This window comes from Amycolatopsis sp. cmx-4-61 (genome assembly GCF_046548775.1).
Classification (GTDB): Bacteria; Actinomycetota; Actinomycetes; order Mycobacteriales; family Pseudonocardiaceae; genus Amycolatopsis.
Window position 1 is genome coordinate 26599 of record NZ_JAEBEI010000015.1, and the last position, 19602, is coordinate 46200.

Below are 19602 nucleotides of genomic sequence, written 5' to 3' on the forward strand. Positions count from 1 at the left end.
TTCACGGGAAAGTGCCCGTCAGGACCAGGTGAGGAAGCGGTAGTGCAGGCCGGTCGACGACTCCAGCCACTCCCCGGCGGCCTCCGCCGGGCGCCCGACCTCGGGCGCGTACGTGTCGCCCTCGAAGGACTCCCGCAGCTCGGTGACCACGATCCGATCCGCGAACGGCAGCGCCGCCCGGTACACCGCCGCCCCGCCGATCACCCACAGGTCACCGGACACCGCGGCCAGCGCGGACGGCAGGTCCGCGAACGTCTCGACGCCCTCCTGCGGCGCCGACGACAGCACCAGGTTGCGCCGGCCCGGCAGCGGCCGGAACCGCGGCGGCAGCGACTCCCACGTCCGGCGCCCCATCACCACGGCCGCCCCGGCGGTCAGCTCCTTGAAGTGCCTGAGGTCTTCGGGCAGGTGCCAGGGCAGCGAACCGTCCCGCCCGATGACCCCGTTCGCCGCCTGCGCCCAGACCAGCCCGATCACACCGCCACCGGCGCCTTGATGCCCGGGTGCGGGTCGTAGCCCTCGAGCGAGAAGTGCTCGTAGGTGTAGTCGAACAGGCTGTCGGCGGGCTTCAGGCCCAGCGCCGGGAACGGCCGCGCGTCCCGGGCCAGCTGCGTGCGGACCTGGTCGACGTGGTTGTCGTAGACGTGGCAGTCGCCGCCGGTCCAGACGAAGTCGCCGACCTCCAGGCCCACCTGGGCGGCGATCATGTGCGTCAGCAGCGCGTAGCTGGCGATGTTGAACGGCACACCGAGGAACAGGTCCGCGCTGCGCTGGTAGAGCTGGCAGGACAGCTCGCCGCCGGCGACGTAGAACTGGAAGAACGCGTGGCAGGGCGGGAGCGCCATGCGCGGGATGTCGGCGACGTTCCACGCCGAGACGATGATGCGCCGGGAGTCCGGGTTCTCACGCAGCGTGCGCAGGACCTCGGCGATCTGGTCGACGTGTCCGCCGTCCGGGGTCGGCCACGAGCGCCACTGCACGCCGTACACCGGACCCAGGTCGCCGTCCGGAGCCGCCCACTCGTCCCAGATCGTGACGCCGTGCTCCTGCAGCCACGAGACGTTCGCGTCGCCGCGCAGGAACCACAGCAGCTCGTAGGCGATGGAGCGGAAATGGACTTTCTTCGTGGTGATGAGGGGAAAACCCTCGGACAGGCGATACCGCAGCTGGTGCCCGAAGATCGACCTCGTGCCCGTGCCGGTACGGTCGCCCTTGCGGGCGCCCGTGTCGAGGACGTGGCGGAGGAGGTCTTCGTACTGCGTGTCCGGCATGCCCGGAGCCTAGCCATGCCGCTGACTCAGCGTGAACCCCGGCTGGGCCACTCGGACGAGAGCCAAACTTGACCCATTCCAGAAAAGGCCCTAGGGTCGGCGGTGATGTCGGACTTCGAAGCACAGCTGCGTGCGGTCTCGCTGCGGGTCACCCGGCCCCGGCTGGCCGTGCTGGCCGCGCTGCGCGACCACCCGCACGTCGACACCGAGACGGTGATCGACCTGGTGCGGGCCGAGCACCCGACGGTTTCGCACCAGACGATCTACGACGTGCTGCGGGCGCTCACCGACACCGGCCTGATCCGGCGCATCCAGCCGGCCGGCGCGAACGCGCGCTACGAGGCCCGGGTCGGTGACAACCACCACCACGTCGTGTGCCGTTCGTGCGGGGCGATAGCCGACGTCGACTGCGCCGTCGGCCACACCCCCTGTCTGACCGCTTCGGACGACCACGGTTTCGTGATCGACCAGGCGGAGGTCGTCTACTGGGGCACCTGCCCCGACTGCGCGGCCGACCGTCCCCGAAATGATTCGCCGCTCCCGGAAGGAAGTAAATGAGCTCCACCCAGGACACCCCGTCCAGCGCGCAGGGCGTGGACAAGAAGGCGGCGGCCGGTTGCCCGGTCGCGCACGACTCGGTGACTTCGCACGGCAGCGAGAGCGAAAACCCGGCGATCGATTCCCCGAAGCCGAAGACGGGCGGCCGGCCGCGCACGAACAAGGACTGGTGGCCCAACCAGCTCGACCTGTCGGTGCTGCACGCCCACTCCGCCAAGGGCAACCCGCTCGGCGCGAACTTCAGCTACGCCAAGGAGTTCGCGAAGCTCGACGTCGAGGCCCTCAAGCGGGACATCACCGAGGTGCTCACCACCTCGCAGGACTGGTGGCCCGCCGACTTCGGCCACTACGGCGGCCTGATGATCCGGATGAGCTGGCACGCCGCGGGCACCTACCGCATCCACGACGGCCGCGGCGGCGCCGGGGACGGCAACCAGCGCTTCGCCCCGCTCAACAGCTGGCCCGACAACGCCAACCTCGACAAGGCGCGCCGCCTGCTGTGGCCGGTCAAGCAGAAGTACGGCCAGAAGATCTCGTGGGCCGACCTGCTCGTGCTGGCCGGCAACGTCGCCCTGGAGTCGATGGGCTTCAAGACCTTCGGCTTCGGCTTCGGCCGCGTCGACGTCTGGGAGCCCGAGGAGATCATCTGGGGCCCGGAGGACGCCTGGCTGGGTGACGAGCGCTACGTCAGCGACTCGGAGATGGCGCCCGAGGTCGGCGCGACCGAGATGGGCCTCATCTACGTCAACCCCGAGGGTCCCCGCGGCAGCGCGGACTTCGAGGCGGCGGCCCACTTCATCCGCGAGACCTTCGGCCGGATGGCGATGAACGACGAGGAGACCGTCGCCCTCATCGCCGGCGGCCACACCTTCGGCAAGACCCACGGCGCCGGCATCGCCGACGACCACGTGGGCCCGGAGCCGGAAGGCGCGAACCTCGAGGCCCAGGGCCTCGGCTGGCTGAGCACCCACGGCAGCGGCAAGGGCCCGGACACGATCACCAGCGGCCTCGAGGTGACGTGGACCGACAAGCCGACCGAGTGGAGCAACCGCTTCTTCGAGATCCTCTTCGGCTACGAGTGGGAGCTCACCACGAGCCCCGGCGGCGCCAAGCAGTACGTCGCGAAGGACGCGCCGGAGATCATCCCGGACCCGTACGACCCGAACAAGAAGCACAAGCCGACGATGCTCACGACGGACCTGTCGCTGCGCTTCGACCCGGTCTACGGCCCGATCTCGCGCCGGTTCCTGGAGAATCCGGACGAGTTCGCGCTGGCCTTCGCCAAGGCCTGGTACAAGCTGCTGCACCGTGACATGGGCCCGGTCAGCCGCTTCCTCGGCCCGTGGGTCGCCGAGCCGCAGCTGTGGCAGGACCCGGTGCCGGCCGTCGAGGGCGAGCTCGTCGGCGACGCCGACATCGCCGCCCTCAAGGCGAAGGTCCTCGAGTCCGGCCTGTCGGTTTCCGAGCTGGTTTCCACCGCGTGGGCGTCGGCCGCGAGCTTCCGCTCCACCGACAAGCGCGGTGGCGCCAACGGCGCCCGGATCCGCCTGGAACCGCAGCGCAACTGGGAGGTCAACCAGCCCGAGCAGCTCGGCAAGGTCCTGGCGGTCCTCGAGGGCGTCCAGCGCGAGTTCAACGAGGCGGGCGGCGCGCAGATCTCGCTCGCCGACCTGATCGTGCTGGCCGGCTCGGCCGCCGTCGAGAAGGCGGCGCGCGACGCCGGCGTCGAGACGACCGTGCCGTTCCACCCGGGCCGCACCGACGCCTCGCAGGAGCAGACCGACGTCGACTCCTTCAAGGTGATGGAGCCGCGCGCCGACGGGTTCCGCAACTACCTGCGCTCCGGTGAGAAGCTGCAGCCGGAGGTGCTGCTCGTCGAGCGCGCCTACATGCTCGGCCTGTCCGCACCCGAGATGACCGTCCTGGTCGGTGGCCTGCGTTCCCTCGGCACCAACCACGGCGGGGCCGCGCACGGCGTCCTCACCGACAAGCCGGGCGTGCTCTCAGGCGACTTCTTCGCCAACCTGCTCGCGCCGGGCACCCGGTGGAAGGCGGCGGAGTCCGGTGAAAACGTCTACGAGATCCGCGACGTGACGACCGACGAGGTCAAGTGGACCGCCACCGCGGTCGACCTGATCTTCGGGTCGAACTCGCAGCTGCGGGCGCTGGCCGAGGTCTACGCCAGCGACGACGCCCGCGAGAAGTTCGTCGCCGACTTCGTGGCGGCGTGGACGAAGGTCATGGAGCTCGACCGCTTCGACCTCGCCTGATCCGGCGCAGAACGGGCCCGGCCGGGTTTCGGCCGGGCCCGTTTCGTGTCCGGCGTGATCTTGACAACGGGTGAGCGCCGACCTACCGTGGGTCCCACGCCGCCGGGTTGTCCAGACCATTTATTTCACATCCGTGAACGAATGGTGCAGTGTCCCCACCGCGAAAGGACACCCGACGATGCGTGTGCGTGCCCTGCTCGTCCTCCTGGCGATCCCGGCCCTGGCCGCGGCGACCGCCTCCCCCGCACTGGCGGCGGACCCGTCCGTGGCCCCGGGCGGCAACTTCGACCTCTCGGTCTGGCAGCTGCAGGAGCCGGTCGGCTCACCGGACAGCCCGACGACCATTTCGTCGTCCCGGCTGCAGGGGCCGAACGGCTTCCAGGACAGCTACTTCTACACCGACACCCGCGACGGCGCGATGACCTTCTGGGCGCCGGAAAAAGGCGTCACCACGCCGAACTCGAACTACGCGCGGTCGGAGCTGCGCGAGATGAACCGCGACGGATCCTCGGCGAACTGGTCGCTGAGCGGATCGCACAAGCTGAACGCGACGCTGCGGGTGGTGTCGGTGACGTCGAACGTGTGCGTCGGCCAGGTGCACCTCGGCACCGGCGGCTCGTCGACGAAACCGCTGCTGGAGCTGTACTACCGGGCCAGCGGCGACATCGTGCTGGGCACGGAGAACTCCCCCGACGGCGGGCAGACGGCGCACACCGTCGGCCACGTCTCGGTCGGCAAGACGTGGACGTACACGATCGGCATCTCCGGCGGCAACACCATCGACCTCACGGTCAACGGAACGACGACGCACTACGGCATCCCGTCGTCGTTCAAGGCGTACAAGCAGTACTTCAAGGCCGGTTCGTACAACCAGTCCTCTTCGGACAGCACGACGAAGGGCGCGCGGGTCGCGTTCTACGGCCTGAAGGTCACGCACAGCTGACGACGAGCGGCCCGGCCGCCACCCCACCGGGCCGCTCCCGCGTCAGCGCCAGCCCAGCTCCGGGGCCACGTGCCGCACGATGTTCTCCAGCACGTGCGCGTTGTAGTCGACGCCGAGCTGGTTCGGGATGGTGAGCAGCAGCGTGTCCGCGGCCTGGATGGCCTCGTCCTCCTTGAGCTGCCGCACGAGCTCGTCGGGCTCGCCCGCGTAGGAGCGGCCGAAGATGGCGCGGGTGTTCTCGTCGATCATGCCGACCTGGTCGCGCGAGTGGCGGTCGCGGCCGAAGTACGCGCGGTCCTGGTCGTTCGTCAGCGCGAAGATGCTGCGGCTGACCGAAACCCGCGGCTCGCGCTCGTGGCCGGCCTCGGTCCACGCCTCGCGGTAGGCCTCGATCTGCTTGCGCTGCTGGACGTGCAGCGGCTCGCCCGTCTCGTCGTCCTTGAGCGTCGAGCTCTGCAGGTTCATGCCCAGCTTCGCCGCCCAGACGCTCGTCGCGTTCGAGCCGGAGCCCCACCAGATGCGGTCGCGCAGGCCCGCGGAGTGCGGCTCGAGCCGCAGCAGCCCCGGCGGGTTGGCGAACATCGGCCGCGGGTTCGGCTGCGCGAAGCCGTCGCCGTCCAGGAGCTTGAGGAACACCTCGGTGTGCTGGCGGGCCATGTCGGCGTCCGTCTCGCCCTCGCCCGGTGCGTAACCGAAGTACCGCCAGCCGTCGATCACCTGCTCGGGGGATCCCCGGCTGATGCCGAGCTGGAGCCGGCCGCCCGAGATGAGGTCGGCGGCACCCGCGTCCTCGATCATGTACAGCGGGTTCTCGTAGCGCATGTCGATCACGCCGGTGCCGAGTTCGATCTTCGACGTCCGCGCGCCGATCGCCGCGAGCAGCGGGAACGGGCTGGCCGCCTGCCGCGCGAAGTGGTGCACGCGGAAGTAGGCGCCGTCCACGCCGAGCTCCTCGGCGGCCACCGCCAGGTCGATCGACTGGTGCAGGAAGTCGGCGGCCGACCGGGTCTCGGAGTGCGGGCTCTCCGACCAGTGGCCGAAGGACAGGAAGCCAATCTTCTTCACACGCCCTCAGACGTCCGGCGGCCCGATTTGATTCCCCGGTGTGAGCGGTCCGACCGTCGCTCGTTCCGGTGAACCGGCGCCCACGCCCGGCCCGGCCGGGGTACTCCTTCGGGAAACGAGGAGGAGACGCATGCCCGACAACGACCTCACGGGGTTCCTGATCATCGGACTGGTGTTCGTGGTGGCGGACGGCCAGGTCCTCTACCGCGGCGGCCGGCGGTACCTGAGCGGGCCGGACGGCGCGGAGGGGACCGGCTCGATGGCCTGGATGGTGGTGACCGTCTTCCACCTCGTGTCGTTCGGCGTGCTCGCCCTGCTCTCGGTCGTCGGCCCGCAGTGGTCGGGCTCGACGGCCGCGCTCGTCGGCCGGCTCGGCGTCTTCCTGCTGCTGATGGCCGTGGCGCACGTGCTGACGCTGGCCGTGCTCTCCCGCCGCCGTCAGGACCGGATCGTCGAAGAGCACTTCCAGGACCGCGAAACCGACCGGCCGATGACCGAGACCTACGTCCGGCCGGCCACCGAGGTGGTCGTCGAGCAGGCGTCGACCGACCCGGCGTGGCGCCCCACGGTCACCCCGGTGCCGGGGCAGGAGGGCCCGCACCCGCGGGTGGCCCCCGATCTCGGCAACCACGGCCCGTACCGCACCTGACCTGCGCCGCCGCGTTCACCGGATCGACGGAATCTTCCCGGTAGGACGCGGTTCCCGTGCTGCCGCTCCCCACCGGGCGTGATTGGATCTGGCCCGGCCGGTGCGCGAGGAAGGAAGACTGCGGTGCGAACGTCCCGAGCTGGACTGGCGGTGGTCGTCTCGGTCCTGGTCGCGGCCACGGCACCGGCCGCCGCCACCACGCCCGACCCGCTCGCCCCGTACCGGAGCCAGGAGGTCGCCTGGGGCGCCTGCCCGTTCAAGCAGCGCAGCCAGCCCCACCCGGCGCAGTGCGCGCGGATCACCGTCCCCCGCGACTGGGCGGCCCCCGCCGCCGGCAACGACCTGCAGGTGGCGATCAGCCGCGCGGCGGCCACCGGCACCCGGCAGGGCGCGATCCTGGTCAACCCCGGCGGCCCCGGCGGCCGGGGCACGTCGCTGGCCGGCGCGCTGGCCGGCCTGGAACCGGCGGTGAACGAGCACTACGACATCATCGGCATGGATCCCCGCGGCACCGGCCAAGAGGGCGGCACGGACGAGGGGTACGTGTGCCGGGTGCCGCTGGGGCGGCTGCCCACGGACGACGACGACCTCGACGCCCGCGACCGCTCGGCCGGAAGCATCGCCCTGCACCAGCGGACACCGCGCGTGCTGGCCGAGGCCTGCCAGAGCGACGCGCGGGCGCCGTTCATCACCACCTGGCAGACCGCGCACGACATGGACCTGATCCGCGCGCTGCTGGGCGACGAAAAGCTGAACTACCTCGGCTTCTCCTACGGCACGTGGCTCGGCGCCAAGTACGCGTCGCTCTTCCCCGAGCACGCCGGGAAGATGGTCCTCGACTCCAGCGTGAACTTCGAAGGCCGCCTCCAGGCCGCGTTCGAAGCGTTCCCGAAGATCGACCAGCGCCAGTTCGACCGCGTCTACGCGCCGTGGCTGGCCCGCCGGTTCCCGGAGCAGCTCGGCAAGACCGCCACGGAGGTCAAGGCCAAGTGGGAGCGGCTGCGGGCCTTCTTCAAGACCAAGGGGGTGCCGCCCGACGTCTTCGACTCGGTCTTCGTCGGCAACGGCAGCACCCGGCAGTGGATGACCGGCGCCCTGGTCCTCACCAAGGGCGCGGCGGCGCTCGACGGCAAGACGACCTCGGCGCCGGCCGCGCTGACCGACGCCCTCGACCGGGCCTCGCGGGCCGTCTTCGGGCGTCCGGCCGCCCAGCTGACCGCCACCGACGTGGCCGCCGACCCGCCCGAGCCCGACTACGCCGACGTCCCCGGCACGCGGCTCGCTGTGGCGTGCGGCGACCAGCCGACGCGGACGGCGAGCTGGTACAAGCTGCTCAGCGACCTGCAGGGGCCGGCGTACCCGCTGTTCGGCTGGGCGTACGGCCTCAGCGAGGCGTGCGGCTTCTGGTCCGACCCGCCCCAGCACGAACTGCCGAACCTCTCGTCGAAGGCGGCGAAGAACATCCTCGTCGTCCAGGGCGAGTTCGACCCGCAGACCGGGTACGAGCAGGCGGAGGCGGCGGCGCGCGCGGCCGGGATCCCGATGATCTCGGTGGCGGAATCGCCGTTCCACGGCCAGTACGCCGTGAGCGGGAATTCCTGTGTGGACAAACTGGTGAACGGCTTCTTCCTCGGCGGCGCGCGGCCGGCGGCGACCATCTGCCCCGGCGTCCCGCTGCCGGGCGAGCACCAGGTCTTCCCGGTGCCGGGCCCGGTGGGCGAACCGTCCCAGCCGCCGGCGCCCGCGGCGCGGGACTCCCGCACGACGGTCCGGGAACGGCTCCAGGACGAAATCAGCGCGGTCAACCGCGAGCACTGATCCGGTAGGCCAGCCCGAGCCGCTCGATGTCCTCGAGGTCCTCCGGGTACAGCCCCCGTCCGGTGAACCGCTCGACGGCGACCAGGCCCTTCTCGTCCCGGTCGCGGAAGTTCGCCAGGTCGAGGCCGGCCAGCGCCGCGGTGACCTCGCCGGTTCCGGACGGCTCCTGCAGCCCCGGCTCGAACGACGTCAGGACCTCGCCGCCGCGGGCGAAGGACAGGCGCGTCACGCCGTTGACGTTCCAGAACATGCTCGCCGCCCGGCCGGCCCGGGACACCGCCGTCAGCACCGGGGCCTGGGAGCCGATGAAACCGTTCTCCTCGACCACCACCACGACCCCGCCGAAGTCGCCGACCGCCAGCCACTGGTCCCGGTACTGCTCGCGCAGCTCGTCCAGCGGCTCGGGCTCGGCCGGATCGGCACCGAACCCGCGGATGACCTCCTCCGCGGGGAGCCCGGTGACGACCGTGACCGTCGCGGCCACCGTGAGCCGCGACCGCCGGATCCAGCGGTAGCGCACCTCCGGTCGATCCGCCGTCGGCGGCTCCGGCTCGCCGCGGAGGCGGTGGCCGAGGCGGTCGGCGCGGGCGTGCACCACCGGTGGCCCGGGCGGGGCCGCCCAGATCCAGAGGCTGTAGCCCTCGGTCTCCGGGTCGTCGCGGCCGTAGGCGTGCACGCGGACGCGGTAGTCGCCGGGCCACGGCGGGGTCTTCGCCCGCCCGCCCACGCCGGCCGAGCCGTGCTCGGCGCGCCAGCTGAGCTCCACGACCTCGTCCCAGCCCAGGGTTTCCACCTCGGCCGGCGGCTCGGCGAGCACCCGGACACCGACCTGGACCCAGCCCGCCTCCGTGCCGGTGCGGACGACCACGCCTCCGTCGACGGCCTCGGCGAGACCGTTCTCCGCGAAGCTGCCGAAGGCCGGGAAGCCGCCTTCGGTCAGGGCGAAGACGTGGTCGCGGACTTCCGCTGAGGTGCTCCCGTACTGCGGCAGCAGGTATCCGGCCCGCTCTTTTTCCCGCAGTGCCGCCGCGTACCCGGCGGGCATCGGTGCCGTGCGGAGGAGGTTCGCCGCGACCCCGAGCGCCGTGCCGACGATGCCCGCGGCATCGGGGCAGCCGGCCTCGCGCGCGGCGATCGTCGCGGTCACCAGCGCGATGGCCAGGTGGTCGGCTCCGTGCGCGGCCGCGATCGCCGCTTCGTCGCCCTCGACGGTGCGGAACAGCGTCGTGTCCTCCACCAGGCCGGCGGTCAGGTCCGCCACCAGCTCCAGCAGGCCGGGCCGGGTCTGGTGCAGGAAACGCGTCTGCCGCACCGCTTCCGCTTCGCTGTCGGACGTGATGAAGGCGAAGGCCCCGGACGAGGGCGGCGGTTCGAGCGCGCCCGTCACCGAAGGCGCCGGGACCTGCAGCTCGGCCAGCGTCAGCTCCACCGCACCGTGCACCCGCTCGATGACCCACGACGGCAGGGTCCGCAGCGACCGGACGACCGCGGACTCGTCCGGCAACCCGCGCGGCTCCGGCTCCGACCGCAGGCGGCCCAGCACCGCGGCCGGCGCGGGCGGGAGCACGGCACGGACGGCGGCCACGGCTGGGGCCACCGCGGCGGCGAGGTCCTCCCCCATGCGACCACTGTGCCAGAAACCGGGCCGGAGCTGGAGGCGGACCGGAATTGTCGGACCCCTCCCGTAGCCTCCGGCCGGTACCGATCGACTGGGGAGGCAGCGATGACCGGGACCATGTTCGTCCGGAACCCGCGTGGCGATACCGCGTCTGGGAAATATCCGCCGGCGCGGGCTCGCGTGCCGCGGTCACCGTCCACAAGGGACCCGCGAGCCGGACCGCCTCAGAGGCTGACGGTTTCGACCGGGAAAGCCCCTGACCTCGGTCCCGCCAGGCCGGCGAGCTCGAGGATGCGAAGCGGCGCCGAGCGCGCCTTCGCCCGCGTCTTGAACGTCAGCCCGCGGCGCCCGGTCACCGTCGCGACGTCCAGGAGGAGGGCGATGCCGCAGCTGCTCAAGTAGCCCAGCTCGGTCACGTCGATGGCCACGGACTTCGACGCCGTCGCCTCGACCGCGGCGAGGACAGCCGGGCGGACTTCGCCGATCGTCGCCAGGTCGAGGTCTCCGGTCAGCTTCAGCGTTAAGGATTCGGGCGCGCTGTCGTCCACCGTGACGTTCGGGGAGCCGGGCGGCGCCGGCCGGCTTTCCCGGACGCCGGCGGGGGTTTGCGCGGAGGCCGGGTCCGGGCTCGCGGCGATGCGGAAGCGGACGGCGGTGCCGTCGTCGCCGTGGTCGATGCCGAACTGCTCCGAGAGCGCCTGGATGATCCCGATGCCGCGGCCGCGGTGGCTGTTGTCCGCCGGCTCCGGGCGCCAGTGGCCGTCGTCGCGGACGAGGGCGTCGAACCGGCCGTCCGCCGTGCGGGTCACCGAGTACGTGACCTCGCCCGGCGTCCGCGGGAAGGCGTGCTCGACGGAGTTGGCCACGGCCTCCCCGATGGCGAGGCTGAGGTCCTGGTGCAGTTCCGCGGGCAGGGCGGCGAGCGCCGACCAGCGCTCGAGGTCGTCGCGCAGGCGTTGCAGCACGTGGGGCTCGGCGGCCGCACGCCGCTGCAGCGGTGGCGGCAGCAGCCGGATCGCCAGCAACGCGACGTCGTCCTCCTGCCCGCTGTCGAGCAGGGCCTCGGCGATCGCGGTGACCAGCTCCTCCGGCGCGCGGGCGTGCGCGGCGGCTGCGGCTTCGCACAGCCGCCGCAGTCCTTCGTCGATCGGCTCGGCACGTCGCTCGACGAGGCCGTCGGTGTACAGGAGCACCGAGGCGCCGGGAGTCAGGGTCGCGGTGTCTTCGCGGTAGCGCGTCCGGTCCGGGCCGCCGAGCACGGCACCGCGGCCGGGCAGCAGCCGGACGCTTCCGTCCTCGACCACCACGGGCGGCGGGTGGCCGGCCACGGCCCAGCACAGCTCGCCGGTTTCCCAGTCGAGCGTGAGACAGGCGCAGGTCGTGCCGGCCGCCCCCGCGGTGCGCCCGGCGAAGGCGTCGAGGCGGTCGAGGGCGGCGGCCGGGCCGAGGCCGTCGAGCAGGCTGCCGGCCAGCGCGCTGCGCAACTGTCCCATCACCGCCGCGGCCTGCGGTCCCTTGCCCACGACGTCACCGACGGACAACGCGATCCGCGTCGGTCCCACGGACACGAGCTCGTACCAGTCGCCGCCCGTCTGGGCGTGCACGGCCGCCGGCTGGTAGCGCGCCGCGGCGGCGATCCGCGGCAGGGCGGGCAGTTCGCGCGGCAGCAGGCCGCGCTGCAGCGTCTCGGCGATCTCGTGCTCCCGCTGCAGCAGCAGTTCCCGCTCGGCTTCGCGCCGGCGCCGTTCGGTGACGTCGCGGCCGATGGCCTGCACGCCCGACGGCGTCGCCTGGATGCTCAGCTCCAGCGCCATTTCCGTGCCGTCGGCCCGGCGGACGTGGTCGACTTCGCTGGTCTCGCGCACGGTGCCCGGCCGGGCGATCAGCTGCCGCCACCGGTCGCGGCCGGCGGCGTCGAGCAGGGCGGTGATCGGCGTGCCGATCAGCTCGTCGCGCGCGTACCCGAGGAGCTCGCAGGCCGCCGAGTTGATCTCGACGAACCGCAGGTCGCGATCGAGCACCCAGATCGCGTCGGTGGCGCGCTCCACCAGCAGCCGGTGCCGTTGTTCGCTGTCCCGGAGGGCGCGCCCGGCGTGCGTGCGCTGGATGGACTCCCAGCACCGGCTCACGATGAGCTCGACCAGCTCGATCTCCGCGTCCGTCCACTCCCGGACCGTCGCCTGGTGCACGGCCATCGCCGCGACGAACCGGCCGCCGCGCAGCAGCGGCACGCAGATGACGGCGCGGATCCCGGTCACGCGGTAGGCGTGCCGGTCGGCCGGCTCGAGGCGCTCGTCGTGGAGGCTGTCGGCGACCACCCACGAACGGCCGGCCCGCATGGCCCGCATGCAGCCGTCCCCGAACTCGGACATGGCGAAGCGGCCGGGCAGCGGCGGCAGGCCCGTGGCGTGGTCCCCGCTCATCAGGAAGTGGTCTTCGTCCTCTTCCGCTTCCGCGTAGGCGCAGCGGTCGGCGCGCAGGTGTTCGCCGAGGCTGCGGGCCGCGTACACCATGATGTCCTCGGGGTCGGCCAGTTCCTGCAGGCCCCGTTCGAAGCCGGCGAGGAACCGCTGCCGTTCCGCCTCGGACTGCCGGCCGGAGGCGTCCAGCAGCACACCGCCGATCGTCGCGCCACCGGGGGCGCACCGGCCCAGCTCGTGCAGCCACACCACCCGGCCGTCGCCGGTCAGGGCGCGGTAGGTGACTTCGTAACCGCCCTGGCTCCGGCCCGCCGCCCGCGCCCGCGCGCAGTGGTCGCGGTCCTGCTGGTGGACCACCGAGAGAGCGAACGCCGGATCGGCCAGCCACGACTCGGGCGGATGGCCGAGCAAGGTGCGGGAAGCGGCGGAGACGAAGGTGAAGGCACCGCTGCGGGCGTCGGCCTCCCACACGACGACGGGCAGGCCGTCGACGAGATCCCGCAAGTCCTCCGGCTGCATGTTCCCCGGCTTCCCACGAACGTCGACCCGCAGCGCGGCTGCGAACACCCTACGGAGCCGACGGCCGGAGCGCGATTCAGCGCCCGATCGGGAGAGAAATCTGTCGTGACGGGTGCAGATATCTCCTTGAATCGCCCAGCGGCCGGCAAGCCCTTCCCCGTTGCCGACGACCCGCGTCCACCCCACCGCCCCCGCGCCGCCTCCCCCACCCGAAGCGACCGGCGCCCTTGACGATCCCCTCCGTCGGATGTTCTCATCTCTGGGAGCGCTCCCAGCCTGTCGAAACACTCGAACACGGACCAAAGGGAGTTCAATGAAGCGCTCCATCGCTGCGCTGGCCACCGCCGGCGCGACGGTTCTCGGCGGCACCGCCGTGCTCGCCATGCCGGAGGCTTCGGCCGCCGCGCAGGGCTGCCGGGTCGACTACACCGTCACCAACCAGTGGCAGGGCGGGTTCCGGCCGGGGTCAAGGTCACCAACCTCGGCGACGCCGTCAGCGGCTGGTCGCTCAAGTTCACCTTCCCCGACGCCGGCCAGAAGGTCGCGCAAGGCTGGAACGCCACCTGGTCGCAGTCCGGCGCGACGGCGACCGCGGCCAACACCGACTGGAACCGGACCCTCGGCACCGGTGCCGTCGCCGACCTCGGCTTCACCGGCACCACCACCGGCGCCAACCCGATACCGGCGTCCTTCACCCTCAACGGCGTCACCTGCACCGGGTCGACGACGACCACCACCACCCCCACCACGCCGACGACACCCACGACCACACCCACGACGACACCCACAACAACGACCACCACGCCCTCCGGCAGCACGCCGCTGGCCGCCAACGGCCAGCTGCACGTCTGCGGCGTCCACCTGTGCAACGAGGCGAACCGGGCGATCCAGCTGCGCGGCATGAGCACGCACGGCCTCCAGTGGTTCGACTCCTGCTACAACGACGCCTCCCTGGACGCCCTCGCGAACGACTGGCACGCGGACCTGCTGCGCATCGCCATGTACGTGCAGGAAAAGGGCTACGAAACCAACCCGGCCTGGTTCACCGACCGGGTCAACAGCCTGGTCGGCGAGGCCGAGGAACGCGGCATGTACGCGATCATCGACTTCCACACCCTCACCCCGGGCGACCCGAACTACAACCTCGACCGCGCCAAGACCTTCTTCGCGGCGGTCGCCGCGCGGAACGCGGCGCGGAAGAACGTGATCTACGAGATCGCCAACGAACCGAACGGCGTCAGCTGGGGCGCCATCAAGTCCTACGCCGAGCAGGTCATCCCGGTGATCCGCGCCGCCGACCCGGACGCCGTGGTGATCGTCGGCACCCGAGGCTGGTCGTCGCTCGGCGTCTCCGACGGCTCCAACGAAACCGAGATCGTCAACAACCCGGTCAACGCCTCGAACATCATGTACACGTTCCACTTCTACGCCGCCAGCCACAAGGACAACTACCGCGCCACGGTGAGCCGGGCGGCCGCGAAGCTGCCGCTGTTCGTCACCGAGTTCGGCACGGTGACCGCCACCGGCGGCGGCACCCTGGACCAGGCGAGCACCACGACCTGGCTGGACCTGCTCGACCAGCTCCAGATCAGTTACGCGAACTGGACGTACTCCGACGCGGACGAAAGCAGCGCCGCCCTGCAGCCCGGCACCTGCGCGGGCAGCGACTACGGCACCGGACGGCTGACCGCGTCCGGCGCGCTGGTCCGGAGCCGCATCAACACCCCGGATCACTTCTGATCCCCCGGGTGGGGGTTCCGCGCGCGGAACCCCCACCCTTTCTCAACTCATCGGTTGACAACGGGCCGGGGCGGGTTCTAGGTTCTTGTTCAACCGAAGAGTTGAGGACAACGCGGTGGACGAGGACAGCGAGCGGCTCAACCGCGTGTTCGCGGCACTGGCCGACCCGACGCGGCGCGACCTGGTGGCGCGGCTGGCCGGCGCGGACGCGACCGTCGGCGAGCTGGCCGAGCCGTACGACGTCAGCCTTCAGGCGATCTCCAAGCACGTGAAGGTGCTCGAGGAAGCCGGCCTGGTGACGCGCAGCAAGGACGCCCAGCGCCGTCCGGTCCACCTGGACGCCGAGGTGTTCGACCTGATGACCAAGTGGATCGAGCGGTACCGGCGGCAGGCCGAGGAGCGCTACCGGCGCCTCGACACGCTGCTGGGCCGCATGACCGGCGACGGAACCCGACCCGAAGAGGACGCATCATGACCAGCACGACGCACCGAACCGAAATACTGGCCGACGAGAAGGTCCCGAGCATCCGGATCGTCCGCGACTTCGACGCCGCACCCGAGCAGGTGTTCCGCGCGCACACCGACCCCGAGCTGTACGCGCAGTGGGTCGGGCCGTACTCGGTCACCACCCGGATCACGCGGTGGGACGCGCGCACCGGCGGCGAGTGGGCGTTCGCCAACGACCGCGACGGCGAGGAGATCGCCGCCTTCCACGGCTGTTTCCACGACGTGCGGCCGAACGAGCGGATCGTCTCGACGTTCACCTACGACGGCGAACCCGACGGCGTCGCCCTGGAAACGCTGACCCTCGAGGAACTCGAGGGCGGCCGCACCCGGCTGCACGTGCTGAGCGTGGTCAAGGACTTCGCGACCCGCGACGGGATGCTGGCGAGCGGCATGGACACCGGGGTCGACGAGGGCTACGCCAAGCTCGACGCACTGCTCGCGAAGGAAGCGTGAAATGACTTCGTCCGGACCCGCCCGACGGCACGCCCAGGACGCGGCCCGCTTCACGGAGCTCACGGAATCGGCCTCGGCGGGCGACTGGACGCGGCCCAGCCCGGTCGCGGACTGGACCGCCCTCGACGTCGTGCGGCACCTGGTCGAGTGGCCGCGGGCGTTCCTGCGGGGGGCCGGGATCGACCTGCCGGCCCTGGCCGTCGAAGCGGACCCGGCCGGCGCCTGGAAGCAGCACGTCGCCGACATCCAGGCCATCCTCGACGACCCCGCCGGCCGCGTGCTCAGCAACCCGCACACCGGCGACCGGCCGGTCGACGAAGCGATCGACCAGTTCTACACCAACGACGTCTGGATGCACTCCTGGGATCTGGCCAAGGCGCTCGGGCGCGAGCCGGACCTCGGCGAGGAGCGCTGCGCCGCCACGCTGGCCGGGATGCAGCCGATGGAAGCGATGCTGCGCGAGAGCGGGCAGTTCGGGCCGGCGGTGCCGGTCCCCGGCGACGCCTCGGCCCAGGACCGGCTGATGGGCTTCCTCGGCCGCGACCCGGCCTGGCGCCCCTGACCACCCCGGGGGTCGGTGCGGTTCGACCGCACCGACCCTCGGATACAACGTTGTAAAGCATATTTACAACGTTGTAACGAGCCGCTAGCGTCTCCTCCGGCCGGTCCCCGAGGATCACGAGGAGCGTCAGCATGCGCTCGCTTCGACGTCTGTGCACGGTCCTGCTCGCCACCGTCGCCCTCAGCGGCACGGTGACCCCGGCGCACGGCACGCCCGCCCCGCCGCCGGTGTACCCCGGCGTGGGCGCCGGGACGCACTTGCTCGACCACGCCGCGAAGCTCGCGGGCCTCGTCGATCCCGGCTGGTACGAAGCCAACATCCCGTTCGTCGACCTGCCCGACAAGACGATCGAAGACACCTACTACTACCGGTGGCGCACCTACAAGGAAGCCCTGAAGTACACCGGGCCGAAGGACGGGTGGATCGTCTCCGAATTCCTCGGCCCGGTCGGCTACTCCGCACCCGGTGGCGGGATCGACGCCGCCGCCGGGCACCACCTCTACGAAGGCCGGTGGCTGCGGGACCACCGGTACCTCGACGACTACGTCGACTACTGGCTGCGCGGCAGCGGTGCGGGCGCCAAGCCGGCCACCGACGGCCTCAACGCCAACACCACCGACTGGGCCCACGAATACTCGTTCTGGGCCGCCGACGCGGTGCTCGCGCGGGCATCCGTCGACGGCCGGTGGGGGTTCGCCGTCGACCGGCTCCCCGACCTGCAACGGCAGTGGGCCGTCTGGTCGCCCCAGTTCGACGCGCGGCTCGGCCTCTACTGGCAGGTTCCGGTGTGGGACGCCATGGAGTACACCGCGAGCTCCTACCAGAGCCCGGACCCCTATCACGGCGGAGCCGGCTTCCGCCCGACGCTCAACGCCTACCAGTACGGCGACGCACTGGCCATCGCGAGCCTGCTGCGCCGCCGCGGCGCTCCCGGCGACCGGCAGCTCGCCGACCGGTACGACCGGGACGCCCGCTCCCTGCAGGCGAACCAGGACCGCGTCCTGTGGGACAGGGGCGACCGGTTCTACAAGCACGTGATGCGGGACGGCAACCCGGCGCACGCGAAGATCGCGGACCGGGAGGAGATGGGGTTCGTACCCTGGTACTTCCACATGGCGCCGGCCGGCGCGTCCGCCGCGTGGGCCCAGCTGACCGACCCGGCGGGCTTCGCCGCCCCCTTCGGGCCGACCACGGTCGAACGGCGCAGCCCGTGGTTCCTGCACGACGCCCAGCTCGGGTGCTGCCGGTGGTCGGGCCCGAGCTGGCCCTACGCGACGAGCCAGACCCTCACCGCGCTGGCGAACCTGCTCACCGACTACCCCCCCCGCAGCCCTACGTTTCCGCGCAGGACTACTACGGCCTGCTGCGCGGCTACGCCCTCACCCAGCGCAAGGACGGCCGGCCCTACGTCGCCGAAGCGCACCACCCCGACGAAGACCGCTGGCTGTACGACTCCCCCGGGCACAGCGAGGACTACAACCACTCGACGTTCGACGACCTCGTGCTGTCCGGCCTGCTCGGCGTCCGGCCGCAGCAGGGCGACCACGTGCGGCTCGCGCCGCTCGTTCCGTCCACTTGGGACCACTTCGCCGTCGAGAACGTGCCCTACCACGGCCGCAACCTGACCGTGGCCTGGGACCGGGACGGGCACGTCTACGGACAGGGCGCCGGGCTGAGCGTCTGGCTCGACGGCGAGCTCGTGCACCGCCAGGCCGGCCTGACGGCGGTCGACGTGCCGGTGCGGCCGGGCCGCGCCGCCGACGCCGCCCACGAAGTCGACGACCTGGCCAACATCGACCGCACGGGGTATCCGGCGGCGTCGGCGTCCTACACCTGGCGCGGGGACAGCCCGGCGAACGCGATCGACGGCCAGGACTTCGCCCTCGACGTCCCGTCGACGCGGTGGACCGGCTACGGCAGCCCGAACCGCAGCGACTGGCTGGCCGTCGACCTCGGCGCGGCCACCGACGTCTCGGACGTCCGGATCTCCTTCTACGACGACGGGGGCGGTGTCCGCACGCCGGACGCCTACGCCGTGCAGTACCGCACCGCGGCCGGGTCGTGGGCCGATCTCCCCGGTCAGCAACGGGATCCGGCGACCCCGGTGCGGGGCCGGCCGAACCGGGTCGTCGTGCAGCCGCCCGTCCGCACCGACGGGCTCCGCGTCCTGCCGTCCAGAGTGGACGGTGGCGCGACCGGGATCACGGCGGTGCAGGCGTGGCGGGCCGAAGACGAACGGCTGACCGTCCGGCTCCAGGACAGCCCGGCGCGGCTGCGGCCCGGGCAGACGGCCGAGATCGGTGGCACGGTCCGCAGCTCGCGGCCGGTGACCGTCCGGCCCGCGCTCACGCTGCCGCGCGGCTGGACGGCCCAGCCGATCGGGCCCGGCGGCGATCTGCGGCTCACGCCGGGACGGCCCGTGACGCTGCGCTGGCGCGTCACCGCCCCCGCGGACACGCCGGTCGGCACCCGGGCGCCGGTGCGGCTGCTGGTCACCACGCTCGACCGCGGCGGCCCGGTGCGCAGCACCGCGGACGTGGTCCGGGCGGAGGTGGTGTTCGACCCGGCCGACTTCGCCACTCCGGTCTGGGACGACGACTTCGGGGGCACACAGCCGGAGCCCTACCGGGTCAGCCCGCGGTTCGGGGAACCGGTGCCCGAGCTGAGCCAGGCGGACGGTGCCCTGGTCGCGTCCGCGAACCGGCAGTCCGCCGCCGTGCTCGTGGCGCCGGTGGCCGCGCCGGCCGGTGACTTCGCGGTCCTCCTCGAACCCCGCGCGTTCGCCGGGAGCGCCCCGGAGGACAGTGTGCTCCTCGGCCGCGCCGCGGGACCGGATGATCTGGCGCTGGCCTGGTACAACCACCACTTCGGGACGTCCGGTGCGGACGTGCGCGCCGGCGGCCGCGACTACGGCGACGACGCGACCGGCGGGTGCTGCGCCGCGGTCACGTGGGCACCGGGCGATCGGTTCGCCGTCGTGTCGGACCACCGGGGCGGCCTGACGAGCTGGCTGGGTCACCAGGGCCGGTGGCAGCTGCTGCGCACCATCCCGGGCGGCTCGGCGGTCGCGCCCGGCTGGTCGCCCGCGATCGGTGTGCGGCTGACCGCGGGCCGGCTGGTCCTGGACCGGCTGACGGTCGTGGCCCGCGGGCCGGCGTAGGGCTCCGGCGAGGAGGCGATTGACAAACGGCGGGGGCGCGCGGGACTCT

16 protein-coding genes are annotated in these 19602 nt (G+C 72.2%); 11 read left to right on the forward strand and 5 right to left on the reverse strand.

Annotated features, from left to right (window positions below; translation table 11 throughout):
* Positions 1 to 18: 18 nt before the first annotated feature.
* Both ACLJOU_RS33030 and ACLJOU_RS33035 read right to left on the reverse strand, forming a co-directional pair.
* Complete coding sequence (locus tag ACLJOU_RS33030; protein WP_410573028.1) at positions 19 to 477, reverse strand: dihydrofolate reductase; 459 nt, start codon at positions 475 to 477, stop codon at positions 19 to 21.
* Positions 474 to 1271: a thymidylate synthase gene (locus ACLJOU_RS33035; RefSeq protein ID WP_410573030.1), complete on the reverse strand. Its 798-nt coding sequence runs from the start codon at positions 1269 to 1271 to the stop codon at positions 474 to 476. Before ACLJOU_RS33035 ends, ACLJOU_RS33030 begins: the two co-directional genes overlap by 4 nt.
* Positions 1272 to 1376: 105 nt before the next feature.
* On the opposite strand from ACLJOU_RS33035, the gene ACLJOU_RS33040 reads away from it, so the two are divergent.
* The 3 genes from ACLJOU_RS33040 (at position 1377) to ACLJOU_RS33050 (ending at position 5042) form a co-directional block, all read left to right on the forward strand.
* Positions 1377 to 1829: a Fur family transcriptional regulator gene (locus ACLJOU_RS33040; RefSeq protein WP_410573032.1), complete on the forward strand. Its 453-nt coding sequence runs from the start codon at positions 1377 to 1379 to the stop codon at positions 1827 to 1829.
* On the forward strand, positions 1826 to 4099 hold the full coding sequence (katG, locus tag ACLJOU_RS33045; RefSeq protein WP_410573034.1) for a catalase/peroxidase HPI: 2274 nt from the start codon (positions 1826 to 1828) through the stop codon (positions 4097 to 4099). The genes ACLJOU_RS33040 and katG overlap by 4 nt, the downstream gene beginning before the upstream one ends.
* 178 nt (positions 4100 to 4277) lie before the next feature.
* Positions 4278 to 5042 carry a polysaccharide lyase family 7 protein gene (locus ACLJOU_RS33050; RefSeq protein ID WP_410573036.1) on the forward strand — a complete coding sequence of 255 codons (765 nt, stop codon included), beginning with the start codon at positions 4278 to 4280 and terminating at the stop codon, positions 5040 to 5042.
* Positions 5043 to 5084: 42 nt separating this feature from the next.
* Here the strand turns inward: ACLJOU_RS33050 and ACLJOU_RS33055 are convergent, their stop codons facing one another.
* Positions 5085 to 6107, reverse strand: coding sequence for an LLM class flavin-dependent oxidoreductase (locus tag ACLJOU_RS33055; RefSeq protein WP_410573038.1), 1023 nt, complete (start codon positions 6105 to 6107; stop codon positions 5085 to 5087).
* Between the two features lie 130 nt (positions 6108 to 6237).
* On the opposite strand from ACLJOU_RS33055, the gene ACLJOU_RS33060 reads away from it, so the two are divergent.
* Positions 6238 to 6756, forward strand: a complete 519-nt coding sequence (locus tag ACLJOU_RS33060; RefSeq protein ID WP_410573040.1) for a hypothetical protein — start codon at positions 6238 to 6240, stop codon at positions 6754 to 6756.
* A gap of 150 nt (positions 6757 to 6906) precedes the next feature.
* The gene (locus tag ACLJOU_RS33065; protein ID WP_410573335.1) at positions 6907 to 8574 is read left to right on the forward strand and encodes an alpha/beta fold hydrolase; all 1668 of its coding nucleotides are present in this window, start codon (positions 6907 to 6909) and stop codon (positions 8572 to 8574) included.
* Here ACLJOU_RS33065 and ACLJOU_RS33070 read toward each other — a convergent pair.
* Positions 8558 to 10195: a DUF6461 domain-containing protein gene (locus tag ACLJOU_RS33070; RefSeq protein ID WP_410573042.1), complete on the reverse strand. Its 1638-nt coding sequence runs from the start codon at positions 10193 to 10195 to the stop codon at positions 8558 to 8560. The genes ACLJOU_RS33065 and ACLJOU_RS33070 overlap by 17 nt on opposite strands.
* A 221-nt stretch (positions 10196 to 10416) precedes the next feature.
* A complete protein-coding gene (locus tag ACLJOU_RS33075; protein ID WP_410573044.1) occupies positions 10417 to 13179 on the reverse strand; it encodes a SpoIIE family protein phosphatase in 2763 nt (920 codons plus the stop codon).
* Between the two features lie 393 nt (positions 13180 to 13572).
* On the opposite strand from ACLJOU_RS33075, the gene ACLJOU_RS33080 reads away from it, so the two are divergent.
* From ACLJOU_RS33080 to ACLJOU_RS33105, 6 genes are all read left to right on the forward strand, one after another.
* Positions 13573 to 14871 carry a cellulase family glycosylhydrolase gene (locus tag ACLJOU_RS33080; RefSeq protein WP_410573046.1) on the forward strand — a complete coding sequence of 433 codons (1299 nt, stop codon included), beginning with the start codon at positions 13573 to 13575 and terminating at the stop codon, positions 14869 to 14871.
* 115 nt (positions 14872 to 14986) lie between these two features.
* A complete protein-coding gene (locus ACLJOU_RS33085) occupies positions 14987 to 15346 on the forward strand; it encodes an ArsR/SmtB family transcription factor (protein WP_410573048.1) in 360 nt (119 codons plus the stop codon).
* The gene (locus ACLJOU_RS33090) at positions 15343 to 15831 is read left to right on the forward strand and encodes an SRPBCC family protein (RefSeq protein WP_410573050.1); all 489 of its coding nucleotides are present in this window, start codon (positions 15343 to 15345) and stop codon (positions 15829 to 15831) included. Before ACLJOU_RS33085 ends, ACLJOU_RS33090 begins: the two co-directional genes overlap by 4 nt.
* 1 nt (position 15832) lies before the next feature.
* Positions 15833 to 16393, forward strand: coding sequence for a maleylpyruvate isomerase family mycothiol-dependent enzyme (locus ACLJOU_RS33095; protein WP_410573052.1), 561 nt, complete (start codon positions 15833 to 15835; stop codon positions 16391 to 16393).
* A 131-nt stretch (positions 16394 to 16524) separates the two neighbouring features.
* Positions 16525 to 18018 carry an MGH1-like glycoside hydrolase domain-containing protein gene (locus ACLJOU_RS33100; protein ID WP_410573054.1) on the forward strand — a complete coding sequence of 498 codons (1494 nt, stop codon included), beginning with the start codon at positions 16525 to 16527 and terminating at the stop codon, positions 18016 to 18018.
* Entirely contained in the window at positions 17940 to 19553 is a 1614-nt protein-coding gene (locus tag ACLJOU_RS33105; protein ID WP_410573336.1) for a discoidin domain-containing protein, read from the forward strand. Before ACLJOU_RS33100 ends, ACLJOU_RS33105 begins: the two co-directional genes overlap by 79 nt.
* Positions 19554 to 19602: the final 49 nt, after the last annotated feature.

Excerpts from the sequence above, each read along its gene's own strand:
- ACLJOU_RS33035 (WP_410573030.1), bottom strand. The coding sequence starts at position 1,271 with ATGCCGGACACGCAGTACGAAGACCTCCTCCGCCACGTCCTCGACACG.
- ACLJOU_RS33040 (WP_410573032.1), top strand. The coding sequence starts at position 1,377 with ATGTCGGACTTCGAAGCACAGCTGCGTGCGGTCTCGCTGCGGGTCACC.
- katG (WP_410573034.1), top strand. The coding sequence starts at position 1,826 with ATGAGCTCCACCCAGGACACCCCGTCCAGCGCGCAGGGCGTGGACAAG.
- ACLJOU_RS33050 (WP_410573036.1), top strand. The coding sequence starts at position 4,278 with ATGCGTGTGCGTGCCCTGCTCGTCCTCCTGGCGATCCCGGCCCTGGCC.
- ACLJOU_RS33060 (WP_410573040.1), top strand. The coding sequence starts at position 6,238 with ATGCCCGACAACGACCTCACGGGGTTCCTGATCATCGGACTGGTGTTC.
- ACLJOU_RS33070 (WP_410573042.1), bottom strand. The coding sequence starts at position 10,195 with ATGGGGGAGGACCTCGCCGCCGCGGTGGCCCCAGCCGTGGCCGCCGTC.
- ACLJOU_RS33090 (WP_410573050.1), top strand. The coding sequence starts at position 15,343 with ATGACCAGCACGACGCACCGAACCGAAATACTGGCCGACGAGAAGGTC.
- ACLJOU_RS33095 (WP_410573052.1), top strand. The coding sequence starts at position 15,833 with ATGACTTCGTCCGGACCCGCCCGACGGCACGCCCAGGACGCGGCCCGC.
- ACLJOU_RS33100 (WP_410573054.1), top strand. The coding sequence starts at position 16,525 with ATGCGCTCGCTTCGACGTCTGTGCACGGTCCTGCTCGCCACCGTCGCC.